Origin of the sequence: Saliphagus sp. LR7 (assembly GCF_003344565.1) — an archaeon.
GTDB lineage: Archaea > Halobacteriota > Halobacteria > Halobacteriales > Natrialbaceae > Saliphagus > Saliphagus infecundisoli.
This window is the reverse complement of sequence record NZ_QPND01000007.1, coordinates 194,569-214,392: the sequence shown is the minus strand read 5'-3', so window position 1 is coordinate 214,392 and position 19,824 is coordinate 194,569. Positions and strand designations below refer to the sequence as shown.

At 67.5% G+C, this 19,824-nt stretch carries 25 protein-coding genes; 13 read left to right on the top strand and 12 right to left on the bottom strand.

Annotated elements, in window-relative coordinates; genetic code table 11:
* The 4 genes from DVH23_RS12135 to DVH23_RS12120 all read left to right on the top strand — a co-directional run.
* The coding region (locus tag DVH23_RS12135; protein WP_157972397.1) for an AMP-binding protein at positions 1-1,103 on the top strand (1,103 nt) is incomplete at its 5' end.
* A 39-nt stretch (positions 1,104-1,142) separates the two neighbouring features.
* On the top strand, positions 1,143-1,604 hold the full coding sequence (locus tag DVH23_RS12130) for a DUF4212 domain-containing protein (RefSeq protein ID WP_114577692.1): 462 nt from the start codon (positions 1,143-1,145) through the stop codon (positions 1,602-1,604).
* Entirely contained in the window at positions 1,601-3,292 is a 1,692-nt protein-coding gene (locus tag DVH23_RS12125; RefSeq protein ID WP_114577691.1) for a VC_2705 family sodium/solute symporter, read from the top strand. Before DVH23_RS12130 ends, DVH23_RS12125 begins: the two co-directional genes overlap by 4 nt.
* A gap of 3 nt (positions 3,293-3,295) precedes the next feature.
* A complete protein-coding gene (locus DVH23_RS12120) occupies positions 3,296-3,754 on the top strand; it encodes a universal stress protein (RefSeq protein WP_114577690.1) in 459 nt (152 codons plus the stop codon).
* 64 nt (positions 3,755-3,818) lie between these two features.
* On the opposite strand, the gene DVH23_RS12115 is transcribed toward DVH23_RS12120, so the two are convergent.
* Positions 3,819-4,040 carry a hypothetical protein gene (locus tag DVH23_RS12115; RefSeq protein ID WP_114577689.1) on the bottom strand — a complete coding sequence of 74 codons (222 nt, stop codon included), beginning with the start codon at positions 4,038-4,040 and terminating at the stop codon, positions 3,819-3,821.
* Positions 4,041-4,153: 113 nt separating this feature from the next.
* On the opposite strand from DVH23_RS12115, the gene DVH23_RS12110 reads away from it, so the two are divergent.
* Positions 4,154-4,726 (top strand): tRNA (cytidine(56)-2'-O)-methyltransferase, encoded by a 573-nt coding sequence (locus DVH23_RS12110; RefSeq protein WP_114577688.1) that lies wholly within the window; start codon positions 4,154-4,156, stop codon positions 4,724-4,726.
* 164 nt (positions 4,727-4,890) lie between these two features.
* On the opposite strand, the gene DVH23_RS25025 is transcribed toward DVH23_RS12110, so the two are convergent.
* Both DVH23_RS25025 and DVH23_RS12105 read right to left on the bottom strand, forming a co-directional pair.
* Positions 4,891-5,016: a hypothetical protein gene (locus DVH23_RS25025; RefSeq protein ID WP_255565244.1), complete on the bottom strand. Its 126-nt coding sequence runs from the start codon at positions 5,014-5,016 to the stop codon at positions 4,891-4,893.
* Positions 5,013-5,327, bottom strand: a complete 315-nt coding sequence (locus tag DVH23_RS12105) for a DUF6684 family protein (RefSeq protein ID WP_232833753.1) — start codon at positions 5,325-5,327, stop codon at positions 5,013-5,015. The genes DVH23_RS25025 and DVH23_RS12105 overlap by 4 nt, the downstream gene beginning before the upstream one ends.
* Before the next feature lie 71 nt (positions 5,328-5,398).
* Here DVH23_RS12105 and coxB point away from each other — a divergent pair, with 71 nt between their 5' ends.
* The 3 genes from coxB to DVH23_RS12090 all read left to right on the top strand — a co-directional run bounded on the left by coxB (position 5,399) and on the right by DVH23_RS12090 (position 8,500).
* Entirely contained in the window at positions 5,399-6,169 is a 771-nt protein-coding gene (coxB, locus tag DVH23_RS12100; RefSeq protein ID WP_114577686.1) for a cytochrome c oxidase subunit II, read from the top strand.
* Positions 6,166-6,612 carry a DUF6789 family protein gene (locus tag DVH23_RS12095; protein ID WP_114577685.1) on the top strand — a complete coding sequence of 149 codons (447 nt, stop codon included), beginning with the start codon at positions 6,166-6,168 and terminating at the stop codon, positions 6,610-6,612. The genes coxB and DVH23_RS12095 overlap by 4 nt, the downstream gene beginning before the upstream one ends.
* A 76-nt stretch (positions 6,613-6,688) precedes the next feature.
* Positions 6,689-8,500 (top strand): cbb3-type cytochrome c oxidase subunit I, encoded by a 1,812-nt coding sequence (locus DVH23_RS12090; protein ID WP_114577684.1) that lies wholly within the window; start codon positions 6,689-6,691, stop codon positions 8,498-8,500.
* 6 nt (positions 8,501-8,506) lie between these two features.
* Here DVH23_RS12090 and DVH23_RS12085 read toward each other — a convergent pair whose 3' ends face one another.
* Both DVH23_RS12085 and DVH23_RS12080 read right to left on the bottom strand, forming a co-directional pair.
* Entirely contained in the window at positions 8,507-9,034 is a 528-nt protein-coding gene (locus tag DVH23_RS12085; protein WP_114577683.1) for a DUF6789 family protein, read from the bottom strand.
* Positions 9,035-9,254: 220 nt separating this feature from the next.
* Entirely contained in the window at positions 9,255-9,653 is a 399-nt protein-coding gene (locus DVH23_RS12080) for a cox cluster protein (protein WP_114577704.1), read from the bottom strand.
* Between the two features lie 80 nt (positions 9,654-9,733).
* Here DVH23_RS12080 and DVH23_RS12075 point away from each other — a divergent pair, with 80 nt between their 5' ends.
* Both DVH23_RS12075 and DVH23_RS12070 read left to right on the top strand, forming a co-directional pair.
* Positions 9,734-10,573: a heme-copper oxidase subunit III gene (locus tag DVH23_RS12075; RefSeq protein ID WP_114577682.1), complete on the top strand. Its 840-nt coding sequence runs from the start codon at positions 9,734-9,736 to the stop codon at positions 10,571-10,573.
* A 54-nt stretch (positions 10,574-10,627) separates the two neighbouring features.
* A complete protein-coding gene (locus DVH23_RS12070) occupies positions 10,628-12,985 on the top strand; it encodes a cation-translocating P-type ATPase (protein WP_114577681.1) in 2,358 nt (785 codons plus the stop codon).
* A gap of 50 nt (positions 12,986-13,035) precedes the next feature.
* Here DVH23_RS12070 and DVH23_RS12065 read toward each other — a convergent pair whose 3' ends face one another.
* Together DVH23_RS12065 and DVH23_RS12060 are read right to left on the bottom strand one after the other, a co-directional pair.
* On the bottom strand, positions 13,036-13,692 hold the full coding sequence (locus tag DVH23_RS12065; RefSeq protein WP_114577680.1) for a hypothetical protein: 657 nt from the start codon (positions 13,690-13,692) through the stop codon (positions 13,036-13,038).
* A gap of 65 nt (positions 13,693-13,757) precedes the next feature.
* Positions 13,758-14,414: a hypothetical protein gene (locus tag DVH23_RS12060; RefSeq protein WP_114577679.1), complete on the bottom strand. Its 657-nt coding sequence runs from the start codon at positions 14,412-14,414 to the stop codon at positions 13,758-13,760.
* Positions 14,415-14,547: 133 nt separating this feature from the next.
* Here DVH23_RS12060 and DVH23_RS12055 point away from each other — a divergent pair, with 133 nt between their 5' ends.
* The 3 genes from DVH23_RS12055 to DVH23_RS12045 are packed head-to-tail and all read left to right on the top strand — an operon-like array spanning position 14,548 to position 16,503.
* Positions 14,548-15,072, top strand: coding sequence for a transcription factor (locus DVH23_RS12055; RefSeq protein ID WP_114577678.1), 525 nt, complete (start codon positions 14,548-14,550; stop codon positions 15,070-15,072).
* On the top strand, positions 15,072-15,743 hold the full coding sequence (locus DVH23_RS12050) for a DUF2110 family protein (protein WP_114577677.1): 672 nt from the start codon (positions 15,072-15,074) through the stop codon (positions 15,741-15,743). Before DVH23_RS12055 ends, DVH23_RS12050 begins: the two co-directional genes overlap by 1 nt.
* 1 nt (position 15,744) lies before the next feature.
* Entirely contained in the window at positions 15,745-16,503 is a 759-nt protein-coding gene (locus DVH23_RS12045; protein WP_114577676.1) for a DUF5803 family protein, read from the top strand.
* A 13-nt stretch (positions 16,504-16,516) separates the two neighbouring features.
* Here DVH23_RS12045 and DVH23_RS12040 read toward each other — a convergent pair whose 3' ends face one another.
* The 5 genes from DVH23_RS12040 to DVH23_RS12020 are packed head-to-tail and all read right to left on the bottom strand — an operon-like array spanning position 16,517 to position 19,824.
* The gene (locus tag DVH23_RS12040; RefSeq protein WP_114577675.1) at positions 16,517-17,230 is read right to left on the bottom strand and encodes an archaellin/type IV pilin N-terminal domain-containing protein; all 714 of its coding nucleotides are present in this window, start codon (positions 17,228-17,230) and stop codon (positions 16,517-16,519) included.
* Positions 17,227-17,712: a hypothetical protein gene (locus DVH23_RS12035; RefSeq protein WP_114577674.1), complete on the bottom strand. Its 486-nt coding sequence runs from the start codon at positions 17,710-17,712 to the stop codon at positions 17,227-17,229. Before DVH23_RS12035 ends, DVH23_RS12040 begins: the two co-directional genes overlap by 4 nt.
* Complete coding sequence (locus DVH23_RS12030; protein ID WP_114577673.1) at positions 17,709-18,689, bottom strand: hypothetical protein; 981 nt, start codon at positions 18,687-18,689, stop codon at positions 17,709-17,711. The genes DVH23_RS12035 and DVH23_RS12030 overlap by 4 nt, the downstream gene beginning before the upstream one ends.
* The gene (locus DVH23_RS12025; RefSeq protein WP_114577672.1) at positions 18,683-19,330 is read right to left on the bottom strand and encodes a hypothetical protein; all 648 of its coding nucleotides are present in this window, start codon (positions 19,328-19,330) and stop codon (positions 18,683-18,685) included. The genes DVH23_RS12030 and DVH23_RS12025 overlap by 7 nt, the downstream gene beginning before the upstream one ends.
* Positions 19,324-19,824, bottom strand: coding sequence for a hypothetical protein (locus tag DVH23_RS12020; RefSeq protein WP_114577671.1), 501 nt, complete (start codon positions 19,822-19,824; stop codon positions 19,324-19,326). Before DVH23_RS12020 ends, DVH23_RS12025 begins: the two co-directional genes overlap by 7 nt.

The window sequence follows — 19,824 nt, the reverse complement described above, 5'->3', positions numbered from 1 at the left end:
CCTGGACGTCCCATGCCGTGTTGGACGTCGAACCCGACGATACGTACTGGTGTGCCGCGGACATCGGCTGGATCACCGGGCATTCGTACATCGTCTACGGTCCGCTCGCGTTGGGGACGACGAGCGTAATGTACGAGGGCACGCCCGACTATCCCGAGAAGGACCGACTGTGGGAGCTCGTCGAAACCTATGGCGTCGACATCTTCTATACGGCTCCGACGGCGATCCGGGCGTTCATGAAGTGGGGCCAGGACTACCCCGAAGAACACGACCTTTCGTCGCTCCGGTTGTTGGGCACCGTGGGCGAGCCGATCAATCCTCGTGCTTGGAAGTGGTACTACACCCATATCGGTGGCGAGGAGTGCCCAATCGTCGATACCTGGTGGCAGACCGAAACCGGTGGCATGATGATCACCACCCTCCCGGGCATCGGCGAGATGAAGCCGGGATCGGCGGGCCCGCCACTGCCGGGGATCGACGCCCGGATCGTCGATTCGGGCGGCGAGGAGGTAGAGGCGGGTGACGCGGGCTACCTCACGGTCGACAACCCCTGGCCGGGGATGTTGCGAACGCTCTACAACAACGACGAGCGCTTCCTCGAGGAGTACTGGCGCGAGTATTCGGATCCCGACGCCGACGACTGGGTCTACTTCCCCGAGGACGGCGCCAAGATCGACTCGGATGGGTATATCACCATCCTCGGGCGCGTCGACGACGTCATCAACGTTTCGGGCCACCGCCTGGGCACGATGGAGATCGAAAGCGCCATCGTCGGCACCGAGGGCGTCGCCGAGGCCGCCGTCGTCGGCGGCGACCACGACATCAAGGGCGAAGCCGTCTACGCCTACGTCATCGTCGAGGACGACTACGAGGGAAGCGACGACCTCCGCGAGCGCATCGTCGAAGGCGTCGAAGAGGCCATCGGCCCCATCGCCCGCCCCGAAGAAGTGATCTTCACACCCGAACTCCCCAAAACCCGCTCGGGCAAGATCATGCGCCGACTCCTCGAGGACCTCGCCAGCGGCGACGAACTCGGGGATACCTCCACCCTGCGCAACCCCGACGTCGTCGACGACATCGCTGCACAGGTCCGGGGCGATTGAGTGTCGCTATCGCAACGAGAACGACTTCAACGAAAACACATGGTAGACGCTAGCTCACGAGATCCGGACGACGACGACCGCTCGCCGGCCGCAGACGATCCGCGGCCCGACGGCGGCGTCGCCGGCCGACCGGCACAGGCGCATCGGGACACCGACTACCTCAACTCGGAAGTGAACATCTTGCGGCCGAGCACGCGGTTCATGCGCGACCACCTCCGGGTGGTTTGGGTCGGCTTCGCCGTCTGGGCGCTGGCCATCTTCGGTCCGGTGACGGCGACGCGGCTCGCGCCCGGCCCGATGACGACCGAGATGCCGGTGCTCGGATTCCCCTTACACTACTTCCTGGTGGCCTTCGGCGCGCCGACTGCGGCGCTGCTCCTCTCGTTTTGGTACGCCCGCAGGCGCGACGCCTTGGACGAGAAATACGGCATCGAACACGCGGCCGGCACGGCCGATAGCCCCGACCGGGCGGCGGCCGCCGACGGAGGGAGCGACGAATGACCGGGGCAGGGCTCCCGACCGTCGTCCTGCAGTCCGAACTGCTCCCGGAGGGGATGGACATCTCGTTCAAGACGGTGCCGGCCGCGCTGGTGATCGGGATGTTGCTCCTCTTTCTGGCCATCGGGTTCGTCTTTCGGGTCGCCGACACGGAGAACATGTGGGTCGCCGGGCGGTCGATCGGCAACTTAGAAAACGGGATGGCGATCGGCGCCAACTGGATGTCGGCGGCGTCGTACCTCGGGATGGCCGCCTCGATCGCCCTCTCGGGCTTTTACGGCCTGGTGTTCGTCGTCGGCTGGACGACGGGCTACTTCATCCTGCTGATCTTCCTGGCCGCACAGCTCCGGCGGTTCGGCAAGTACACCGCGCCGGACTTCGTCGGCGATCGCTTCAACTCCGAGAGCGCACGCGCGATCGCGGCGCTTACGACCTTCCTCATCGGGTTCGTCTACGCGATCGGACAGGCCCGCGGGATGGGGCTGGTCGGTCTCTACATCTTCGGCGACCTCGGGTTCCTCGGCCTCTCGGGCTACCAGGCGATGGTCGTCATCATGATGTCGATCACCGTCGGCTACCTCACGCTGTCGGGGATGCTCGGCGCGACCAAGAACATGGCCGTCCAGTACGTCATCCTCATCTCGGCTTTCCTCGTCGGCCTGCTGGTCGTCGGCTGGACCCAGGGCTACTCGACGGTCCTGCCCCAACTCGAGTACGGCGCCCTGATCAACGATCTGAGCAGCGAGTTCTCCGAACCGTTCGTCAACGAGAGCTACTACCTCTGGATCGCGACGACGTTCTCGCTGATCGTCGGCACCTGCGGCCTGCCCCACGTCCTCGTGCGGTTCTACACGGTCGAGAACGAGCGGACCGCTCGCTGGTCTACGGTCTGGGGGCTCTTTTTCATCTGTCTGCTCTACTGGAGCGCTCCGGCGTTTGCGGCGTTCGGCACCGACCTCTACGGCCAGGAGATCGGCGCGGTGTACGGCGATCCCGGCATGAGCACGGAGGCGAGCGACGTGATCGTCGTGTTGGCGGCACAGTTCGCACAACTTCCCGACTGGTTCGTCGGGCTCGTCGCCGCGGGCGGGATCGCGGCGGCGATCGCGACGACCGCCGGCCTCTTCATCGCCGGCTCGTCGGCGGTCTCCCACGACATCTACACGAACATCGTCAACCCCGACGCGACCCAGCGCCAGCAGGTCCTCGTCGGGCGCCTGAGCATCGTCCTTTTGGGCGTGTTGACGACGCTCGCCGCGCTCGACCCCGCGGCGCCGATCGCCGCGCTGGTCTCCTACGCGTTCGCGCTGGCCGGCGCCGTCCTCTTTCCCATGTTCTTCCTCGGGATGTGGTGGGAGAACACGAACCGCCAGGGTGCCCTCGCCGGTATGCTCACCGGTCTCGGAATCTGGTCGCTGGCGATGATAAACGAGGTGTTACCGGCCTATGTCGGCGGGCTCGAGGCCCCGCTCGCGCCGGCGCTGGCGCAGTGGCTCCCCGCGATCGGCTCGGCGCTGATCGCCGTCCCGGTCGTCTTCGCCGTCACCATCGTCGTCTCGGCGGCCACCGACGAGCCGCCCCTCGAGACCAAACGTATCGTCCGGCAGTGCCACAGCCCCGAACCGATGGGCCAGCAACAGACCGCCGAGGACGTCGTCGCCGACGGGGGCGAGACCCCCGCGGACGACTGACCCATGTACGACAGGATACTCGTTCCCACCGACGGCAGCGAAACGGCCGAGAAGGCGATCGATCACGCCCTCGACACGGCGGAGACCTGTGGCGCCGAGGTCCACGCGCTGTACGTGGTCGACACCGACTCGATGAGTCTGAGTCTCGGCGCCGAACAGCTAGACCGCATCGAACAGGGCCAGTACGACCGAATGGACGACGTACGAGAGCGCGCCGAGTCGGCCACCGGCTACGTCGCCGACCGCGCGAGCGAGCGGGGCATCGTCGCCGTCGAGCACGTCTCGGCGGGCAAACCCCACGCGATGATCGCGGAGTACGTCGAGGACAACGACATCGACCTCGTCGTGATGGGCTCACAGGGCCGGTCGGGAATCAGGCGAGCGCTACTGGGCAGCGTCACCGAACGGACGCTCAGATCGACCCGCGTCCCGGTGCTGGTCGTCGACGCCCGCGGAGAGTAGCCCCCGGTCGGGTTCGTCCGACCGACGTCGCGGTGGACTGGGACCGACCGGTCGCCGAAACCGTCTACTCGCGTCGCCAGCCGACCGCGAGTTCGGTGTTCCAGACGAACCCGAAGTACGCGACGACCCCGGCGAACATACAGGCATAGTATGCCCACGTCGGGCCGTCGGCGACCGTAAAGAGGATCTCGACCATCGTCACCCAGACGACCGCGAACGCCAGATCCGCAGCCATCCCCCAACGCTGCTCGCGGACCGTCTCGAGTCGCTCCCGGAGAGTCGTCACGGACCGATCACGCCCGGACGTCGAGTCGGTTCGATCAAAAAGCTACCGCCGGGACGGGGCCGGCAACGGCCCCGGATCCGAACCCACATATGGCCGAGCGCGCAACCTCGCGTATGCACGGCTCGCCCGAGGTCGCCGTTCTCCGGCTGGGTCATCGTCCGGGCCGGGACGACCGGATGACGACCCACGTCGGGCTCACCGCCCGCGCGCTCGGTGCCGACAGGGTGATCCTCCCCGAGAACGCGACCCAGAGCCGCGAGACGGTCCGCGACATCACCGAGCGGTTCGGCGGCCCCTTCGAGGCGGAGCTGACCGACTCCCCCTACGGGCTCGTCCGGGACTGGGACGGACGCGTGGTTCACCTCACGATGTACGGCCAGGAGGTCCAGACCGTCGAAGCGGAGATCCGGACGGCCCACCGCGAGGCACCCATCCTGGTGGTCGTCGGCGCCGAGAAGGTCCCCTTCGACGTCTACGAGGCCGCCGACTGGAACGTCGGCGTCACGAACCAGCCCCACTCCGAGGTCGCGGGGCTCGCGGTCTTTTTAGACCGGCTGTTCGAGGGCGAAGAACTCGAGCGCGAGTGGGAGGAGGCCGACCGGCGAGTGATCCCGCGGTCGACGGGAAAGCGGGTCGAGCCGGCGGACGACGCGGGGGACACGGACCGCGGAAGTGACGGCCGGTAGCCCGCCCCCGGAAACCGAACGTCCGAACCGCCGCCCCCGGCGGGTCGCAGTGGCGACCCGTTCTGCCAGCGGAACGGCCGCGGTCGTACGCTCGGGGGAACCGATATGCCGGGGGAGGACCCGCGGGTTGTGACCGACGGTGCGCCGGCGGTCCGCCGACCGTCTCAGAACGGAACAGTCGCGCCGGCAAACGAAAGCAGGTAGACGACGGCGGTGACGAGCGCGAGCCCGATGACGACGAGCATGTACGCGAACGCGCCCTCGGGCGTGTAGATCGAGGGCAAGCTCATCGGTCGGTGCCCTCCGGCGGGTCGTCGGTCGAGTCCCTCGTCGGGGCCGAGCGGGCGGCGTCGCGCTCGATCGCGCGAGCCGCGTAGTACGTCGCGAACACGAGCACGACCAGCGGAAAGAGCGTCAGCGTGTGGGTGAGCACGACCGGCAACGGGTCGAACGACCAGGGAGAGGCCACCTCGATGAGGACCGCGAAGTACGCGAGGATGAAAAGCGGCGCCCCGTTGATCGAGATATCGACGACGGTCTCCCGAGAGAGCCACTCGAGCACGGGCGTGCGTTCGACCGGGAGCGTAATAAACGATCCCACGGCAGCCGTCGGGACCCCCGGCCGTCGTCGGACAAACGTTTATGCGAGGAGTGATCGTACCCGATTGATAGATGACGCGGGTACGCCGTGGTGTCGTCGCCGTCGTGGTCCTGCTCTCGGTGGTCCTCGCAGCGACACCGTCGACGGTCGCCGCGAGTTCCGTCACCGACCAGCTCATCCGGCGGCTCAACCGGCAGTTGCTCTACATGGCCGTCCCGATCGCCGTCCTCGTCGAGATCATCCTGATCTACACGCTCTGGCGGTTCCGGGGCAACGACGAGCCACGGCCGACCCGCGAGAACCGACAGCTCGAGATCACGTGGACGGTCGCGACCGCGCTCGTCCTGCTGTTCGTCGGGACCGCGTCGTTTCACGCGCTGGCACATCCGTCGGTCTCGACGATCGACGGGGAGTCGGGCGATGTTCCCGACGACGCAGTCGAGGTCGACGTCACCGCCGAACAGTGGGAGTACGCCTTCGAGTATCCCGACGCGGGCGTGGCGACCAACGAGACGCTGGTGCTCCCGGAGAACCGTTCGATCTACCTGTCCATCACCGCCGAGGACGTCGTCCACTCCGTCCACGTCCCCGAGTTGGGACTGAAACAGGACGCCATCCCGGGGGAGACCAACCTGCTCCGGACGGAACTCACCGGGACCGGGGAGTACCGCCTCTACTGTGCCGAACTCTGTGGCGTGGGCCACTCCGGGATGCTCTCGACGGTCGAGGTCGTGAGCGAGGACGAGTACGAGGCGTGGCTCGAGGACCAGCGGGCGGGCGAGGCGGGCAACGAGTCGGCGACCGATGCCACGAACGAATCGTCCGGCGGGGACGAGCCATGAACCGGGCACCGAGCGCCGTCGCCGGCGGCGTCGCCGGGACCGCCGTCATGTCCGTGATGCTCCTGTTGCTCGACGTCGAGACGCGCTCGACGATGGAGCTGTTCGACGTCGTCGCACGCTTCATCGGCCTGCCGGGCGATCCGGTCCTGGGCTTCGTCGTGTTCGCCGCGGCCGGCGTGGTCGCCTGGCCCCTCCTCTTTCTCGCGCTCGAACGCTACCTCCCGCGCGGTCCGGATCCCGCCGCCCGCGGCGTGGTATTCGGCACGATCCTCTGGATCCCGTTCGTGATCACGGGCAGAGGCGACATCGGGGGCCCGCTCCTGGTCTTTTTCGGCGTCTACACGCTGTTCGCCCACTGGCTGTACGGCTTCACGCTGGGCGCAGTGTACGGCCGACTGCTCGAGTCGTCCGCGGACCGACCGACACCTGGAGGGACACGATGAGACGAGATCCCGATCGACCGACTGCGACGGCACTGCGGTGCCGCGGCGACCGCAACGGGGTCGTGGAGGGGGATCGATGATCGGAGCGGTTCCCGGAATTGTCCTCGCCGTGGCGCTACTGGGCGGGCTCGCGGCCTACCTGCGCGTCCAGCGGGACCCGCCACCGGCGTGGTACGCCGACGGCGGCGTCATCTCGCCGACGGTGGGACTGACGAGGAGGGAGAAACCGTCCGGCGTCCTCCGGTGGCTCACGACCGTCGATCACAAGGACATCGGGCTGCTGTACATCCTGTTCGGGACGGCCGCGGGGCTGTGGGGCGCGACCGACGCGATGATGATGCGCACGGAGTTGCTCGTGCCCGAGACCGTCGTCTGGAACGTCGAGACGTACAACGCGGTGTTTACGACCCACGGGCTGACGATGCTGTTTTTCTTCGTGACGCCCGTGTTCACCGGGATCGGGAACTACATGCTGCCGTTACTTCTCGACGCCGACGACATGGCGTTCCCGCGGATCAACGCGGTCGCGTTCTGGCTGCTCCCGCCGTCGCTGGTGCTGGTTCGAGGCGGACTGATCTCGGACGTGCTCGGAGCCGTCCTGGGCGTGCTCCCGATCGGGGTCGGCGCCTTGCTCGCGCTCGAGCCCGTCTCGATGGGATGGACGATGTACACTCCGCTCTCGACGGAGATGGCCAACCCCCAGATCGACGTGACGCTGCTGGGACTCCACCTGAGCGGGATCGCCACGACGATGGCGGCGATCAACTTCATCGTCACCATCGTCACCGAACGGCCCGACGACCTGGGCTGGGACGAACTCGACATCTTCTCGTGGAACATGCTCGTCACGAGCGGGCTGATCCTGCTCGCGTTCCCGCTGCTGGGGAGTACCGTGATCCTCCTCCTGCTCGATCGGAACTTCGGGACGACGTTCTTCGCGATCGAGGGCGGCGGGCCGATGCTCTGGCAGCACCTGTTCTGGTTCTTCGGCCACCCCGAGGTCTACATCCTCGTCCTGCCGGCGTTCGGGCTCATCAGCCTCATCCTGCCGAAGTTCTGTGGCCGCCGGCTCTTTGGCTTTCGCTTTATCGTCTACTCGACGATCGCCATCGGCGTCATGTCCTTCGGCGTCTGGGCCCACCACATGTTCGCGACCGGGATGGACCCGCGCCTGCGTGCGAGCTTCATGGCCGTCTCGCTCGCGATCGCCATCCCGAGTGCGATCAAGGAGTTCAACTGGATCGCGACGATGTGGAACGGCAGTCTCGAACTTTCCGCGCCGATGATCTGTATCGTCGGCGCGATGAGCACGTTCGTGATCGGCGGGATCACGGGCGTCTTCCTCGCGGCGGTCCCCGTCGATCTCGTGCTCCACGACACCCACTACGTCGTGGGCCACTTCCACCTCATCGTCGTCGGCATCATCCCGCTGGCGATGATCGCCGCGAGCTACTACTGGTTCCCGCTGATCACCGGCCGGATGTACAATCAGCGACTCGCCCGGGCCCAGGCCACGCTCCTGATCGTCGGCGCGTTCGTCACGTTCGTCCCGCTGTTGGTGCTTGGTTACATGGGCATGCCCCGACGGTACGCCGCCTACCCCGCCGAGTTCGTCGGCCTGAACCAGGTCGCCTCGATCGGCGCGTTCGTCATCGGCGTCAGCGTCGTCCTCTGGCTCGTCAATCTGGTCCAGTCGATCCGCGTGGGGCCGATCGTCGAGGACGCCGACGTCTGGAACCTGAAGGAGACGGGCCAGTTCACCCGGGAGTGGCAGTGGTTCGAGGACCGGATCGAAAAACGCCGGGCCGAACGACCCCTCCCGGACGACCATACGGGAGCCGAATCCGAACCATCCGAGGAAGCGACCGACCCGGAGGAACCCGAGTAACCCTGCTCAGACGGCGTGCTGGGGGATGTAGGCGAAGCGCTCCATGGTCGTCCCGAGCACGTAGCCGTAGACCCAGTGGGCGCCAAGCGAGAGGCCAAGGAAGATGGCGCCGGCGTACTCGCCCGGCCAGAACGCGATGACGAACCCGGTCCACATGATCGTCGCGAAGGTGAGCCCGCGGACCGCCCGGGGCTCCCGCGGCGGGAGGAAGGCGCCGCCCACCACGAACAGCAGGGGCAGGGCAACCGTCCCGCCGCCGACGAACACCACGAGTCCGAGCAGGAGGCTCGGTTCGAGGCCGAGCACCCGGCCGAGTTCCGCGAGGTCGACGAGCGAGTCCGCCCGGAACAGCTGGAGGAAGGCGGGCAACGCGAACAGGACCGGGACCATGGCCAGCAGTCCCGCCGCGCCGCCGGCGAAGGCTGCGAGCACGACTCTGGGGGTGATGTCGATCTCCGCATCGAGGTCCGACTCCCGGTCGAAGGGAGCGTCCGGGGTCTCCGGGTTCGGGGAGGCCTCGTCGCCCTGACTCATCGCCCGTGCCTACGGGCGTCCGGGTAATAACTGTCGGGCCCGGTTCGGTCGCCCGCTCCGGGGGGTGGCTACGGTAGCCACCCGCCCGCGGCGATCCGTTTTAGTGGGGCCCGGCCGGAGGGACGGACGTGTCCCGCAAGGTGTCGCTCGGATTGCTCCTGGCCGGCGCCGCCGCGTCCGTCTTCGTCATCGGGTTCGCCGTCGTAGCGCTGTGAGGGCGCTACCGCCCGCGATCGCCTCCGGCGCTCCCGGCGACGAGCGGACCGACGGCGCCGACGGCCACCAGTAGTACCGCCGATCCGAAGACGATGGCCGCCCGGACGGCGATCCCATCGGTCCGGGCCGCATCGGCGAGTCCGCCGGGGGTCGGCGACGGCGCGACGCCGAGCCAGGCGGCCGCGGCGACGACGGCGATCGCGGCACCCACGAGACGGAGCGGCCGCCACCGGTCCGTCGCGTAGCCGACCTCGCGGGCCATCCCGGCGACGCTCGAGCCGAACGCGAGCACGCCGCCGACGGCGACCGGCACGACTCCGAACAGGACGCCGGCCTCTGTCGCGGCGATCCCGACGGCGGCGACGATCGGCCACGGGCTCGACTTCGTCGGCTCGTCTCCCATCGGGCCGACTTCCATCCGGAGGGCAATGAAACGCTCGTCCGAGAGGCGGGGTTTTTGCCGGGCGCGATCGTAGCCCCCTCATGGGCTCTGCCGACGAGTCGAGCGAGAGCGATCACCACGCGCCCGCGCCCGCCGACTGGCCCCGCGGGTTCGGCGAGGCGAGCTGGTGGCCCCTGGCTACCGCCGTCGGGGCCGCGGGGCTGTACGCCGGCGCCGCGCTCGCGCTGCTGGCGCGGGGCGAGGACGCGATCGTCGGCCCCGCGCTCCCGTCGGTCCTGCTCGTCGGCGGCGTCGGGATCTTCCTCGCAAGCCTCTACGGCTGGACCTACCACGGCTTCGTCGCGCGCTACTGGAAGGGGGCCGCGGGCGACGGACTGGACCTCCGGTGGGGGATGGTCCTGTTTCTGGCGACCGACGTGATGACGTTCGCCGCCGGGTTCGTCTACTTCTTTTTCGTCCGGACCGGCCCGTGGCCGCCCGGCGAGCTCCCCCACCTGCTCTCCTCGCTCGTCGCGATCAACACAGCCGTCCTGGTCGCGAGCAGCGTCACCCTCCACGTCGCCCACGAGTCGATCCGGGGAGGCCACCGGCGGCGGTTTCTGGCGTTTCTCGGGGCGACGGTCGTGCTCGGCGTCGTCTTCGTCGGCGGCCAACTCCTCGAGTACTACGAACTGCTGGTCGTCGAGGGAGCCGCCCTCACGGACGTCTTCGGGAGCGCCTTCTTCGCGCTGACGGGCCTCCACGGGCTCCACGTCGCACTCGGCGTAATCCTGCTCGCCATCGTCCTCGTCCGCGCGGGCCGCGGGCAGTTCTCGGCCGAGCGCCACACCGCCGTCGCGACGACCTCGATGTACTGGCACTTCGTCGACGCGGTCTGGCTCTTCCTCGTCGTCACGCTGTACGTCGGGTCGGTCGCCTAATGGGTCGCCAGAACGTCTTTGGGACGGCGGGCTCTACCCGAGATCACGATCCCCATGACGACCTGCACCCTGTGTGACCTCCCCACGGGCTCTCGGTCGGTTCGCGAGGAGGGAGTCGACGGCGAGTTCTGCTGTCGGGGCTGTCTCGAGGTCCACCGTCTCGTCGAGGACGCCGACGACCCCGACGACCCCGCTCTCCTCGCGGAGCCGGAATCGGCCGAGGAACCCGTCGATCCGGCCGTGACGGACGACGACCTCGAGACCGCCTTCCTCTCGGTCGAGGGAATGCACTGTACGACCTGCGAGGCGTTCCTCGAGGCGACGGCGACCGACGTCAAGGGCGTCGAGGACGCGCGGGTGAGCTACGCGACGGAGATGATCCGGCTGACGTACGATCCGGAGACGATCGACCGCGCGGACCTGCCCGGCGCCGTGAGTGGCGTCGGTTATCGTGCCAGCGAGCCCGGCGAGGCGAGGAGCGAGAGCGGGTCGGTGTTCGAGCGCTACCGTGTCGCCCTGGCCGTCCTGCTTTCGATGCCCGTGATGGCGCCGTACCTGCTGTTCGTCTACCCGACCTACCTCGGGATTTACCCGGAGTCGTTTCTCTACGGGCAGACGATCCGGACGATGGTGTTCGTCCCGCTTGCCGTCTGGAGCACGCTGATCGTCCTCGGGCTGGGCTACCCGATCCTCCGGGGCGCGTACGTCGGCCTCGCCGTGCGCCGGCCGAACGTCGATCTCCTCGTCGCCATCGCCGTGCTCGCGGCGTACGCCTACTCGATGGCGGCGTTCGTCGTCGGCTCGCGCCACGTCTACTTCGACGTCGCGGTGCTGGTGCTCGTCGTCGTCACCGTCGGAAACCACCTCGAGTCGCGGGTGAAGCGCCGGGCCGTCGGTACCCACGCGGACCTCGCGGCAGCCCACGAGACGACCGTCCGGAAGCAGGGAGCCGACGGCTCGTTCGCGTCGGCCGACCGCGCGGAGTGTGGCCCCCGCGACCGGATCCGCGTCAACGCCGGCGACCGGATCCCCTTCGACGGCACCGTCGTCGAGGGGACCGCGACGGCCGACGAGGCGTTGCTCACGGGCGAGTCGGTGCCGCGGTCAGTCGCTCCCGGCGAGGCCGTCGTCGGCGGCGCGACCCTTCTCGAGGGCTCGGTCGTCGTCGAGGTCGGCGAGGACGCCTCGAGCACGATGGATCGACTCGTGGAACTGCTGTGGAACGTCCAGAGCACGAACGTCGGCGCCCAGCGCCTCGCCAACGTCTTCGCCGTGGCGTTCGTCCCGCTGGTACTCGCGGTGGCGGCGGGCGCGACGGCGCTCTGGCTCGCCGCCGGTCTCGGGACCGCCGAGTCGCTCATGATCGGGCTCTCCGTGCTCGTCGTCTCCTGTCCGTGTTCGTTGGGGATTGCCACGCCGCTCTCGCTCGCGGCCGGCAGCGCCCGGGCGGCCGACGACCGGACGATCGTGCTCTCACCGACCGTCCTCGAACGGATCACGGACTCGGAGGTCGTCGTCTTCGACAAGACGGGGACGCTGACGACCGGCGAGATGGCAGTCGAGGACGTCACTGCCGACGACGACCGGGTGCTCGCCCTCGCCGCCGCGGTCGAGGAGCGCTCGAACCACCCGATCGCCGAGGCGATCGTCGAAGCCGCCGACGGGGGTCTCGAGCAGACCGTCGAGGACTTCGACCGCGAGCGACGGGCCGTCTCGGCGACCGTGGACGGGCGAAAGGTCCGCGTGGGCCACCCCGAGGCCGTCCGGTCGGCGGGCTGGGAGATCCCCGACCGGTTCGCCGACGCGATCGAGACGACCCGGGAGCGCGGCTTTCACCCGACCGTCGTCGGCCGTGACGGCGCCGTCGTCGGCGTCGTCGCCCTCCGGGACGACCCTCGCGAGAACTGGGCGGAGGTCGTCGACGCGCTGTCGGCCGAGGGCCGGCGGATCGTCGTGCTCACCGGCGACGACGAGCGCGCGACCCGCTGGCTGGACGACCACCCGGCCGTCGACGAGGTGTTCGCGGGCGTCCGTCCCGAGTCGAAGGAGGCGATCGTCCGCCGGCTCCGGTCCGAGGGGACGACGACGATGGTCGGCGACGGGACCAACGACGCGCCCGCCCTCGCCCGGGCCGACATGGGCATCGCCCTCGAGGGCGGCACGGACGTCGCGATGGAGGCGGCCGACGTCGTCGTGCTCGACGATGACCTCGGGGCCCTCCCTGGCGTGTTCGAGACTTCGCGGACGACCCGCCGACGGATCCGCCAGAACCTCGGCTGGGCGGTCGGCTACAACCTGCTTGCGATCCCGCTTGCCGTCGCGGGGCTCGTCAACCCGCTCGTCGCCGCGGTACTGATGGGCGCGAGCAGCCTCCTCGTCGTCGTCAACTCGAGCCGCACCGGGTCCGAGTGAAGACGCATGACAGCAGCGGGGAACCTTCGCGTCCGGCGGCTCGTGATCCCCTACGAGGGACCGAACAGCCGGACCGGCCGGAGGAGCCGGCCGCCGATGCTCCGGACGAACCCGGTCAGTCCCATTGCCGACTCGTCGATGACGTAGCCGGTGCCCATCGGTTCGACCGTCCCATTGCCCTCGAGGATCTCGAGGACGTCCGCGAGTTCGTCCTCGGTCAGCCCCGTCCGGGGCCGGATCTCGCCGGCCGTGAGCGGCCGATCGGCCTCCCGGAGGGTCTCAAGGACCCACCGTCCGTGGGTTCCGAGCGCCTGCATCTCGGCCATGGAGGGCTCGTCCTCCTCTTTCTCCACGGACACCGGTTCGGTCGGTTCGCCGTGGCGGTACTCGTAGAGGGTGTCGAGGACGAGCCAGCTTCCGGCCACTAGGAGGACGGCGCCGAGCCAGACGCTTTCGCCGCCGTCGGAGAGGGTCGATGCTCCGGCGACGGCGACGAAGATACCGAAGAGGATCCTGAGGCTCGTCAAGCCGAGATCGAGCGCGTCGAACGCCCGGGTCGCGATGGGTCCGAGAACGACCCCGAGTAGGGGTACGATGGCCATCTCCTCGTAGCCGAGGCTGGAGAGCACGACGGCGATGGCGACGGCCCCGACGATCTCCGAGAGGGGCATTCGGTCCCTGGCCGCCGCGACGATCGACTCCGCCATGCCCGATCATCATTCCAGAGAACCATTAACGTGTCGACAGGACCGAAGCGTCCCAATCAGTCAGCTCAGCGACCTGCGGTTCGGTCGGCGGAGCCGAACAGCCCCAGGGGCCGAGCGAGGCGACGCCCGACGCCCCGGAGAGCCCTCGAGACGAACGCGCTCGTGCCGAATGTGCCCTCCTCGACGGCGTATCCGTTGCCGATCCGATCGACCCGGTCGGTCCTCGAGACGGCTTCGAGGGTCGCCTCGAGTTCGGTACCCTCGAGTCCCGTTCGGTCGGCGAGTTCCGTGGCCGTCAGCGGACGACGGGCGTCCTGGAGAGACTCGATCACGCGCCGATGGGGGCCCGTCAGGACGCCCATCCATCCGGTAGTGCGGGCCGCGTCGTCACCGTGGACGCGCTCGTAGAGCCCGTCTATGGCGATCCAGCAGCCGACCGCACCGAGGGCGAGGCCGATCGTGGCCCTCCCTCCCGCGGCGGCGCCGCCGGCCGCGGTCGCCGCGCAGGCCCCGCCGAGCAGGACCCGTGCGTCGCCCTCGCCCATCCCGGTCCGGTCTACGATCCATCTGATCGCCGGAAACGTCGTCAGGACCGAGGAAATCGGTGCCAGTGACCAGCCCCCCACGCCGGCGGCCACGTAGGAAATCGCGACCAGGAGACAGACCGCGCTGGCGGCGACGGCGTCGGCCCGTTCGATCAGCGAGACGACCCGCGATCGCATCACGCCTCGAACTACTGGTGTGGGTTTATTGAAACTACCGGCGAGTCGGGCCAGCGGCCGCTGCGGAGTCGACGAAGTCCCGCCCAGGGGCGCTCTCAAAAGACTTAATGGCCGGATCCCACAAGAGTGGGCAATGGCTTTTGAGGACCTCCTCGAGGATCCGGTGATCCAGAAGTATCTCCACGAGCTGGTCGGCCCCACGGGAATGCCCGTCGCGGCCGCCCCGCCCGACGGCGAGGTCACCGACGAGGAACTCGCCGAGGAGTTGGACCTCGAACTGAACGACGTCCGCCGGTCGCTGTTCATCCTCTACGAGAACGACCTGGCGAGCTACCGACGCCTGCGCGACGAGGACTCGGGCTGGCTCACCTACCTCTGGACGTTCGAGTACGACAACATTCCCGAGAACCTAGAGGAGGAGATGTATCGCCTCCACGACGCCCTGGATGAGCGCCGGGAGTACGAACGCAACCACGAGTTCTACCTCTGTGAGATCTGTTCGATCAGGTTCGAGTTCGGCGAGGCCATGGACTTCGGCTTCGAGTGCCCCGAGTGTGGCTCCCCCCTGGAGTCGATGGACAACGACCGGCTCATCGACTCGATGGACGACCGGCTCGACTCGTTGGAGGACGAACTCAACCTGGACATCGAAGCCTGATGGTCGTCCTCGCAACGAAGCTCTACGTCGAGGGCGACGCCCGCGAGCGCGCGCTCGACTCGCTTCGATCGCTGGTCGGAAACGCCGTCGGCGACTTAGAGGTCACCTACGAGGTCGGTATCCGCCACGACGACTTCCCCTCGGTGACGATCGACGGCGAGGACAGCGTCGTCGCCCGGAACGTCCTCCGCGAGGAGTTCGGCGAGATTCTTCCCGACCTCGAGGCGGAGGAGGTCCACGTCGGCACGCTCGAGTCCTGGGACGAGGAGGGGTTCGTCCTCGACGCCGGGAGCGACGTTCGGATCCCCGCCGACGGGATCGAGTTGGGTCCGGGGTCGCCCTCCCAGATCCGCGATCGGTTCGGTCTCGTCCAACATCTCCCCATGCGCTTCGTCTACGACGGCGACGGAGAGGGCCGCCTCGCCGAGGCCGAACGCGACCGCCTCTACGAGTGGACCCGGGGCGACGGCCGACTCAACGTCAACAGCGCGACCCGCGCGGAGGTCCGGGCGACGTTGAACCGGGCGGGCCACGCCCAGGACTACGTCACGGTCGAACGGCTCGGACTGCTCGAACAGAGCGTCGTCTGCACGCCGGGGACGGACCCACCGGGGCTGCTCGCCAGCGTCGGGGAGTACCTGCCCGCCGAACTCCGGTGTGTCGTCCCCTGAGATGGGACGGCGCCTCCGTCTCGCGACCGCCCTCGCACTGGTCTCTCTCATGGTCGCCACCGCCGGCTGTTCGGCGATCTTTGGCGGGATCGACGACGACACGCTCGACGAAAGCGGGGAGTACGGCGACCTCCGGGAGAGCGGCGCCGACGTCGCCATCGACGTCGAGGGCGGCGAGTTCCGGGCGGTCTACGACCTGAACGACACCGACGACCTCTCGCTGTCCCGCTCGGGGCTGTACGCCGACGACCCCTTAGAGATCAGGGCCGTCCGCTACTGGCACCCCAACGGCACCGAACTGACCGGCTCGGAGATCGACGTCGACCAGGACCGCTCGAGCACCGACGTCTCGGTCCCCGACGGCAACGGGACCCTCGCCTTTACGGGCGAGGCCGGCGCCAAGACCTTCTCGCTTCCGGCCTACGTCTCGGGCTCCTACGAGGTGACCCTCCCCAGGGGCCAGCGGACGGACAACTTCTTTTTCGGCGACGTCAGCCCCGGCGGCTACGAGCGCGAGATCGTGGATAATCGCGAGCGGATCACCTGGGAGGACCTCGACTCGACGATCTCGGTCCGATACTTCCTCGACCGGGACATCTACCTCTTCGCGGGGCTCGTCGGGATCGTCGCCGTCCTCGGCGGGAGCGCCCTCGGCGTCACCTACCTGAAGGTCAAACGCCTCCGGGAACGCAGAGAGGAGATGGGGCTGGACGTCGAACTCGAGGACGGCGACGACGGTCCACCCCCCGGAATGCGGTGATTGCGAGTCGGGCTTAGAACTCGACGGTCGCCCGGACGATTCGAACGACAACCGTCGAAGCGGTACAGCTCCCATTATTCCAGCCGTTCCGATCTAGCGCTGCGTCCCACCCGCCCTGGTGAGCGGAGCCGCTTACTGCGAGAGAAACGCCATTCACCCCCGTGAACGTCCGGGATTCGACAGATTGTTCGACGAGAGTGAACCGTTGGGTGCCGCTCGCCTGGATCGATCGTTCATCCCCATCGAGGGAGAGGACTGAGACGACCGCCCTGTCGTCCCCACACGCCAGGGCCGGCTGGCTCGTCACGGCGCTCCTATCTGGCTCATCCTCGACGCCTTGGAAGACGCCACCGCCCTCGTAGGCGATCGTGCTCGAGCCGTACTGGTACGTTAGCTTGCCGAGAGAAACCGTCTCGTCATATCCGTCGCTGTCGATATCGACCGTAAGCGAGCCGCCGGACCCGTCCGTCCGAACGGTCCCATCCCGAAGCGTGAGTTCTCCCGAACGCTGATCGGTTCCCCCTTGTCGAAGAACGTCGTTGAAGTTCGACGCGAGCGCCTCCATCCCCTGGGCTGCCGACTTGACCTGCTCGCCCTCCTGGTAGGAGTGCATGGACTGGAACGCGGTCGTATAGAGCAGTCCGACGGAAATGATGACGACCGCGAAGACGAGGATGAACCCGACGACCTCGCTCACGCCGCGGTCCTCGTCCTGTCCGGCGATCATCCGTAACCACTCTCCAGGCGGATCTCGTTGCCGTCGTAGATGATTCTCATTTCCCCACCCTGGGCGCTTTCCGAGGCAATGCTGGTGTCGATCGCGAGCGGTACCTGGACCGTCGTACGCGCACCCGGAGCGGACAGGACGACACACGCGCTCTGGATCAAGGTCCCACAGTCGCTCTCGCTAAGTCCGACCGAATACGTTCTCCCCGAGACCTCGTCGGGGTGATCGACTCGGAGTTCCACGGTTCCCGGTCGCGGGTCCTCCCGAGCGAGCCGATCCACGCTCGCCACCTCGCTCGCCACTCGCTCGCCGATGGTCTCGAGCGAGCGTTCGGCGCCGCGCTCGCTCTGGCCGTCGAGCATGGCGCTGGCGCCCATGAGCAGGCCCGCGATCAGAACCGCCGTGATCCCCATCGTGAGCACGTGCGAAAGCGCGACCGAGACCCCTCGGTCGTCCCCGCGAAGTCCTCTCGGCCCGGTCACGGCTCATCACCGTAGACGTCGATTTCCCTCTCTCGAACGTAGGTGAGTTCGTCCGACTCGTAGGTAAGGTCCGCCTTGACCGAGAGAACCGCCGGTCCGAACGCGAACTCGCTGTCGATCTCCTCGGCGTCGACGACCAGTTCGAACGTTCCGATCGCGCCGGTTCCGTTCGCAAAGGTGACTGAGGTCACCTCTTCCTCGAATCCGAGATCGTCCAGACACCCTTCGTCGGTCTCCCCACCCAAGAGATCGATCGTTACTGTCGAGTTCTCGTCAACCCCGGCTGCGGGGTCGAGTTCACACTCGTTGGAACCCATACTGACGGTGACGTTCTCGGCATTTCGACCGAACTCGACATCGTCCTGAGTACCGAGTTCGACGGTCAGCCCCTCGAACTCGCTTGCGTTCAGCGTAAGCTCGAACCGCTCTACATCGTACGGTTCACTGGTTCCATTGAGTACTAATCGACTCTCGTTGCCGGCCAGATCCTCGAACTCGTCTTGGTGGACGATCGTCCCGACGTTACTGTCGTTCGCCGAGAGGGTCACGTTCGCGAGTACCGGTCGGCTTGCAGCCGTCGCGTTCCGGTAGTGGCCCTCGAACGCGGTCAGGTTCCCGTCAACCTGCTCTACGGTCTCGCTCGTGTTCTCCGACTGGGAGACGGCCCCGTTGCTTCCGTTCTCCGTCTCGTTCCCTCCTTCGCTCCCGTTGGTGGACCCGTTCGAGTCGTTTCGCTCGATGGTCGTGTTCCGATCGGCGTTGACGGACCTGACGACGCTGCGGACGCCTTCCTCGACCTCGGTCTCGACCACGGGCGGCTCGCCGGCCCGTTCGACGGTCCCATCCTGGCCGGCTGCCTGACTGTAGATGGCGCTATTGAACACGACGACGATCCCGAAGATCAGGAAGGCCAGCGCGATCGCGCCGACGAGGATCAGCTGTGCGCGCTCTCCTCGGGCAGTGGGGCGCCCTACCATACGACCAGCCGCACCTCCACGACGTTGTACAGCCGGCTCTCCTCGTCTACGTCCGGAATCCGATACGATCCATTACTTTCGTTCCCGCCTTCCCGAAGCGTTTTCGTCGTTCCCGGTGCGGTCAGCTCCTGATCGTCCGTGAGCGTGACTGTGTGGCTCGCACTGACCCCGCTCGAGTCGGGCGAGCCCTGGTAGACCAGGTAGAAACTCTCGGTTTCGTCCTCGCTGTTCTGATAGACGAGTTCGACGTTATAACTGCGGGCAGCTTCCTCGAACCGCTTGTCGAGTAGTTCGCCAAACCCGAACTCGTTGGCAGACGTCGCACTCATATACGAACGATCAGCGAATCGATCCGCCGTATAGTAACCTCGAGCGGACTCGCTTACGTTCGATGCGTTGTATTCCTCTTCAGCCGGATTCCAATACCGAACGACGTGCGAGAGGTCGCCCTCGGCTCCGGCGACGACGAGCGCGTCCCGGGCCTCGCCCTGGAGTTGGGTCTGGACCGATCGATCGACGTCTCCCCCCGCCGACGGCGAGACGACGACCGACTGGACGGCGAGCAACACCGCCATCAGCAACACGATCGCGCCGACGAACCCCTCCAGGGTGTAGGCCTGGCCCCGATCGTCGCTCACCATACGCGCACCACCAACCGACACGCGGGGTCACAGTCTTCTTCAAGATCAGTAACACGCACGATCCGGGCCGAACTCGCTCTTGGACTTCCCTCGTACGTGTCGCCGCCTCCGATGATCGTCCGATTAGACGTCTCCTTCGACGGATTCAACGTCTCGATCGAGATGTTGACTCGATCGATCGCGCTGCCGCTAGATCTGAGGCCGAGTTGCGCCGCCAGATCGTCGCTTCCGGTGCTTCCGTACGTCTCGTTGAACGCCGTGACGTTCACCTCCTGTGTCCCGTTGCCTTCGACCGTCTCGAGCACCTCCCCTGCAACCCGATCGGCCTGGGCGGCGTCGCCGCCGTCGACTGCTGGCGCGTACGGCGAGAGCAGCGAGGGCAGAAAGCTGAAGACGAACGCGACCGCGAGCAGGAAGATCCCGATCCCGATGACGAAGTCCTGGGTCGTCTGGGCGCGCTCGGTCCGCGGCCCTCTCGGTAGATTCTCCCGCAT

What these genes read in the sequence shown, in the direction of transcription:
- DVH23_RS12130 (WP_114577692.1), top strand. Translation starts at nt 1,143, where the DNA reads ATGGTAGACGCTAGCTCACGAGATCCGGACGACGACGACCGCTCGCCG.
- DVH23_RS12125 (WP_114577691.1), top strand. Translation starts at nt 1,601, where the DNA reads ATGACCGGGGCAGGGCTCCCGACCGTCGTCCTGCAGTCCGAACTGCTC.
- DVH23_RS12120 (WP_114577690.1), top strand. Translation starts at nt 3,296, where the DNA reads ATGTACGACAGGATACTCGTTCCCACCGACGGCAGCGAAACGGCCGAG.
- DVH23_RS12110 (WP_114577688.1), top strand. Translation starts at nt 4,154, where the DNA reads ATGCACGGCTCGCCCGAGGTCGCCGTTCTCCGGCTGGGTCATCGTCCG.
- DVH23_RS25025 (WP_255565244.1), bottom strand. Translation starts at nt 5,016, where the DNA reads ATGAGCTTGCCCTCGATCTACACGCCCGAGGGCGCGTTCGCGTACATG.
- coxB (WP_114577686.1), top strand. Translation starts at nt 5,399, where the DNA reads ATGACGCGGGTACGCCGTGGTGTCGTCGCCGTCGTGGTCCTGCTCTCG.
- DVH23_RS12095 (WP_114577685.1), top strand. Translation starts at nt 6,166, where the DNA reads ATGAACCGGGCACCGAGCGCCGTCGCCGGCGGCGTCGCCGGGACCGCC.
- DVH23_RS12090 (WP_114577684.1), top strand. Translation starts at nt 6,689, where the DNA reads ATGATCGGAGCGGTTCCCGGAATTGTCCTCGCCGTGGCGCTACTGGGC.
- DVH23_RS12085 (WP_114577683.1), bottom strand. Translation starts at nt 9,034, where the DNA reads ATGAGTCAGGGCGACGAGGCCTCCCCGAACCCGGAGACCCCGGACGCT.
- DVH23_RS12080 (WP_114577704.1), bottom strand. Translation starts at nt 9,653, where the DNA reads ATGGGAGACGAGCCGACGAAGTCGAGCCCGTGGCCGATCGTCGCCGCC.
- DVH23_RS12075 (WP_114577682.1), top strand. Translation starts at nt 9,734, where the DNA reads ATGGGCTCTGCCGACGAGTCGAGCGAGAGCGATCACCACGCGCCCGCG.
- DVH23_RS12070 (WP_114577681.1), top strand. Translation starts at nt 10,628, where the DNA reads ATGACGACCTGCACCCTGTGTGACCTCCCCACGGGCTCTCGGTCGGTT.
- DVH23_RS12065 (WP_114577680.1), bottom strand. Translation starts at nt 13,692, where the DNA reads ATGGCGGAGTCGATCGTCGCGGCGGCCAGGGACCGAATGCCCCTCTCG.
- DVH23_RS12060 (WP_114577679.1), bottom strand. Translation starts at nt 14,414, where the DNA reads ATGCGATCGCGGGTCGTCTCGCTGATCGAACGGGCCGACGCCGTCGCC.
- DVH23_RS12055 (WP_114577678.1), top strand. Translation starts at nt 14,548, where the DNA reads ATGGCTTTTGAGGACCTCCTCGAGGATCCGGTGATCCAGAAGTATCTC.
- DVH23_RS12050 (WP_114577677.1), top strand. Translation starts at nt 15,072, where the DNA reads ATGGTCGTCCTCGCAACGAAGCTCTACGTCGAGGGCGACGCCCGCGAG.
- DVH23_RS12045 (WP_114577676.1), top strand. Translation starts at nt 15,745, where the DNA reads ATGGGACGGCGCCTCCGTCTCGCGACCGCCCTCGCACTGGTCTCTCTC.
- DVH23_RS12040 (WP_114577675.1), bottom strand. Translation starts at nt 17,230, where the DNA reads ATGATCGCCGGACAGGACGAGGACCGCGGCGTGAGCGAGGTCGTCGGG.
- DVH23_RS12030 (WP_114577673.1), bottom strand. Translation starts at nt 18,689, where the DNA reads ATGGTAGGGCGCCCCACTGCCCGAGGAGAGCGCGCACAGCTGATCCTC.
- DVH23_RS12025 (WP_114577672.1), bottom strand. Translation starts at nt 19,330, where the DNA reads ATGGTGAGCGACGATCGGGGCCAGGCCTACACCCTGGAGGGGTTCGTC.
- DVH23_RS12020 (WP_114577671.1), bottom strand. Translation starts at nt 19,824, where the DNA reads ATGCGGGAGAATCTACCGAGAGGGCCGCGGACCGAGCGCGCCCAGACG.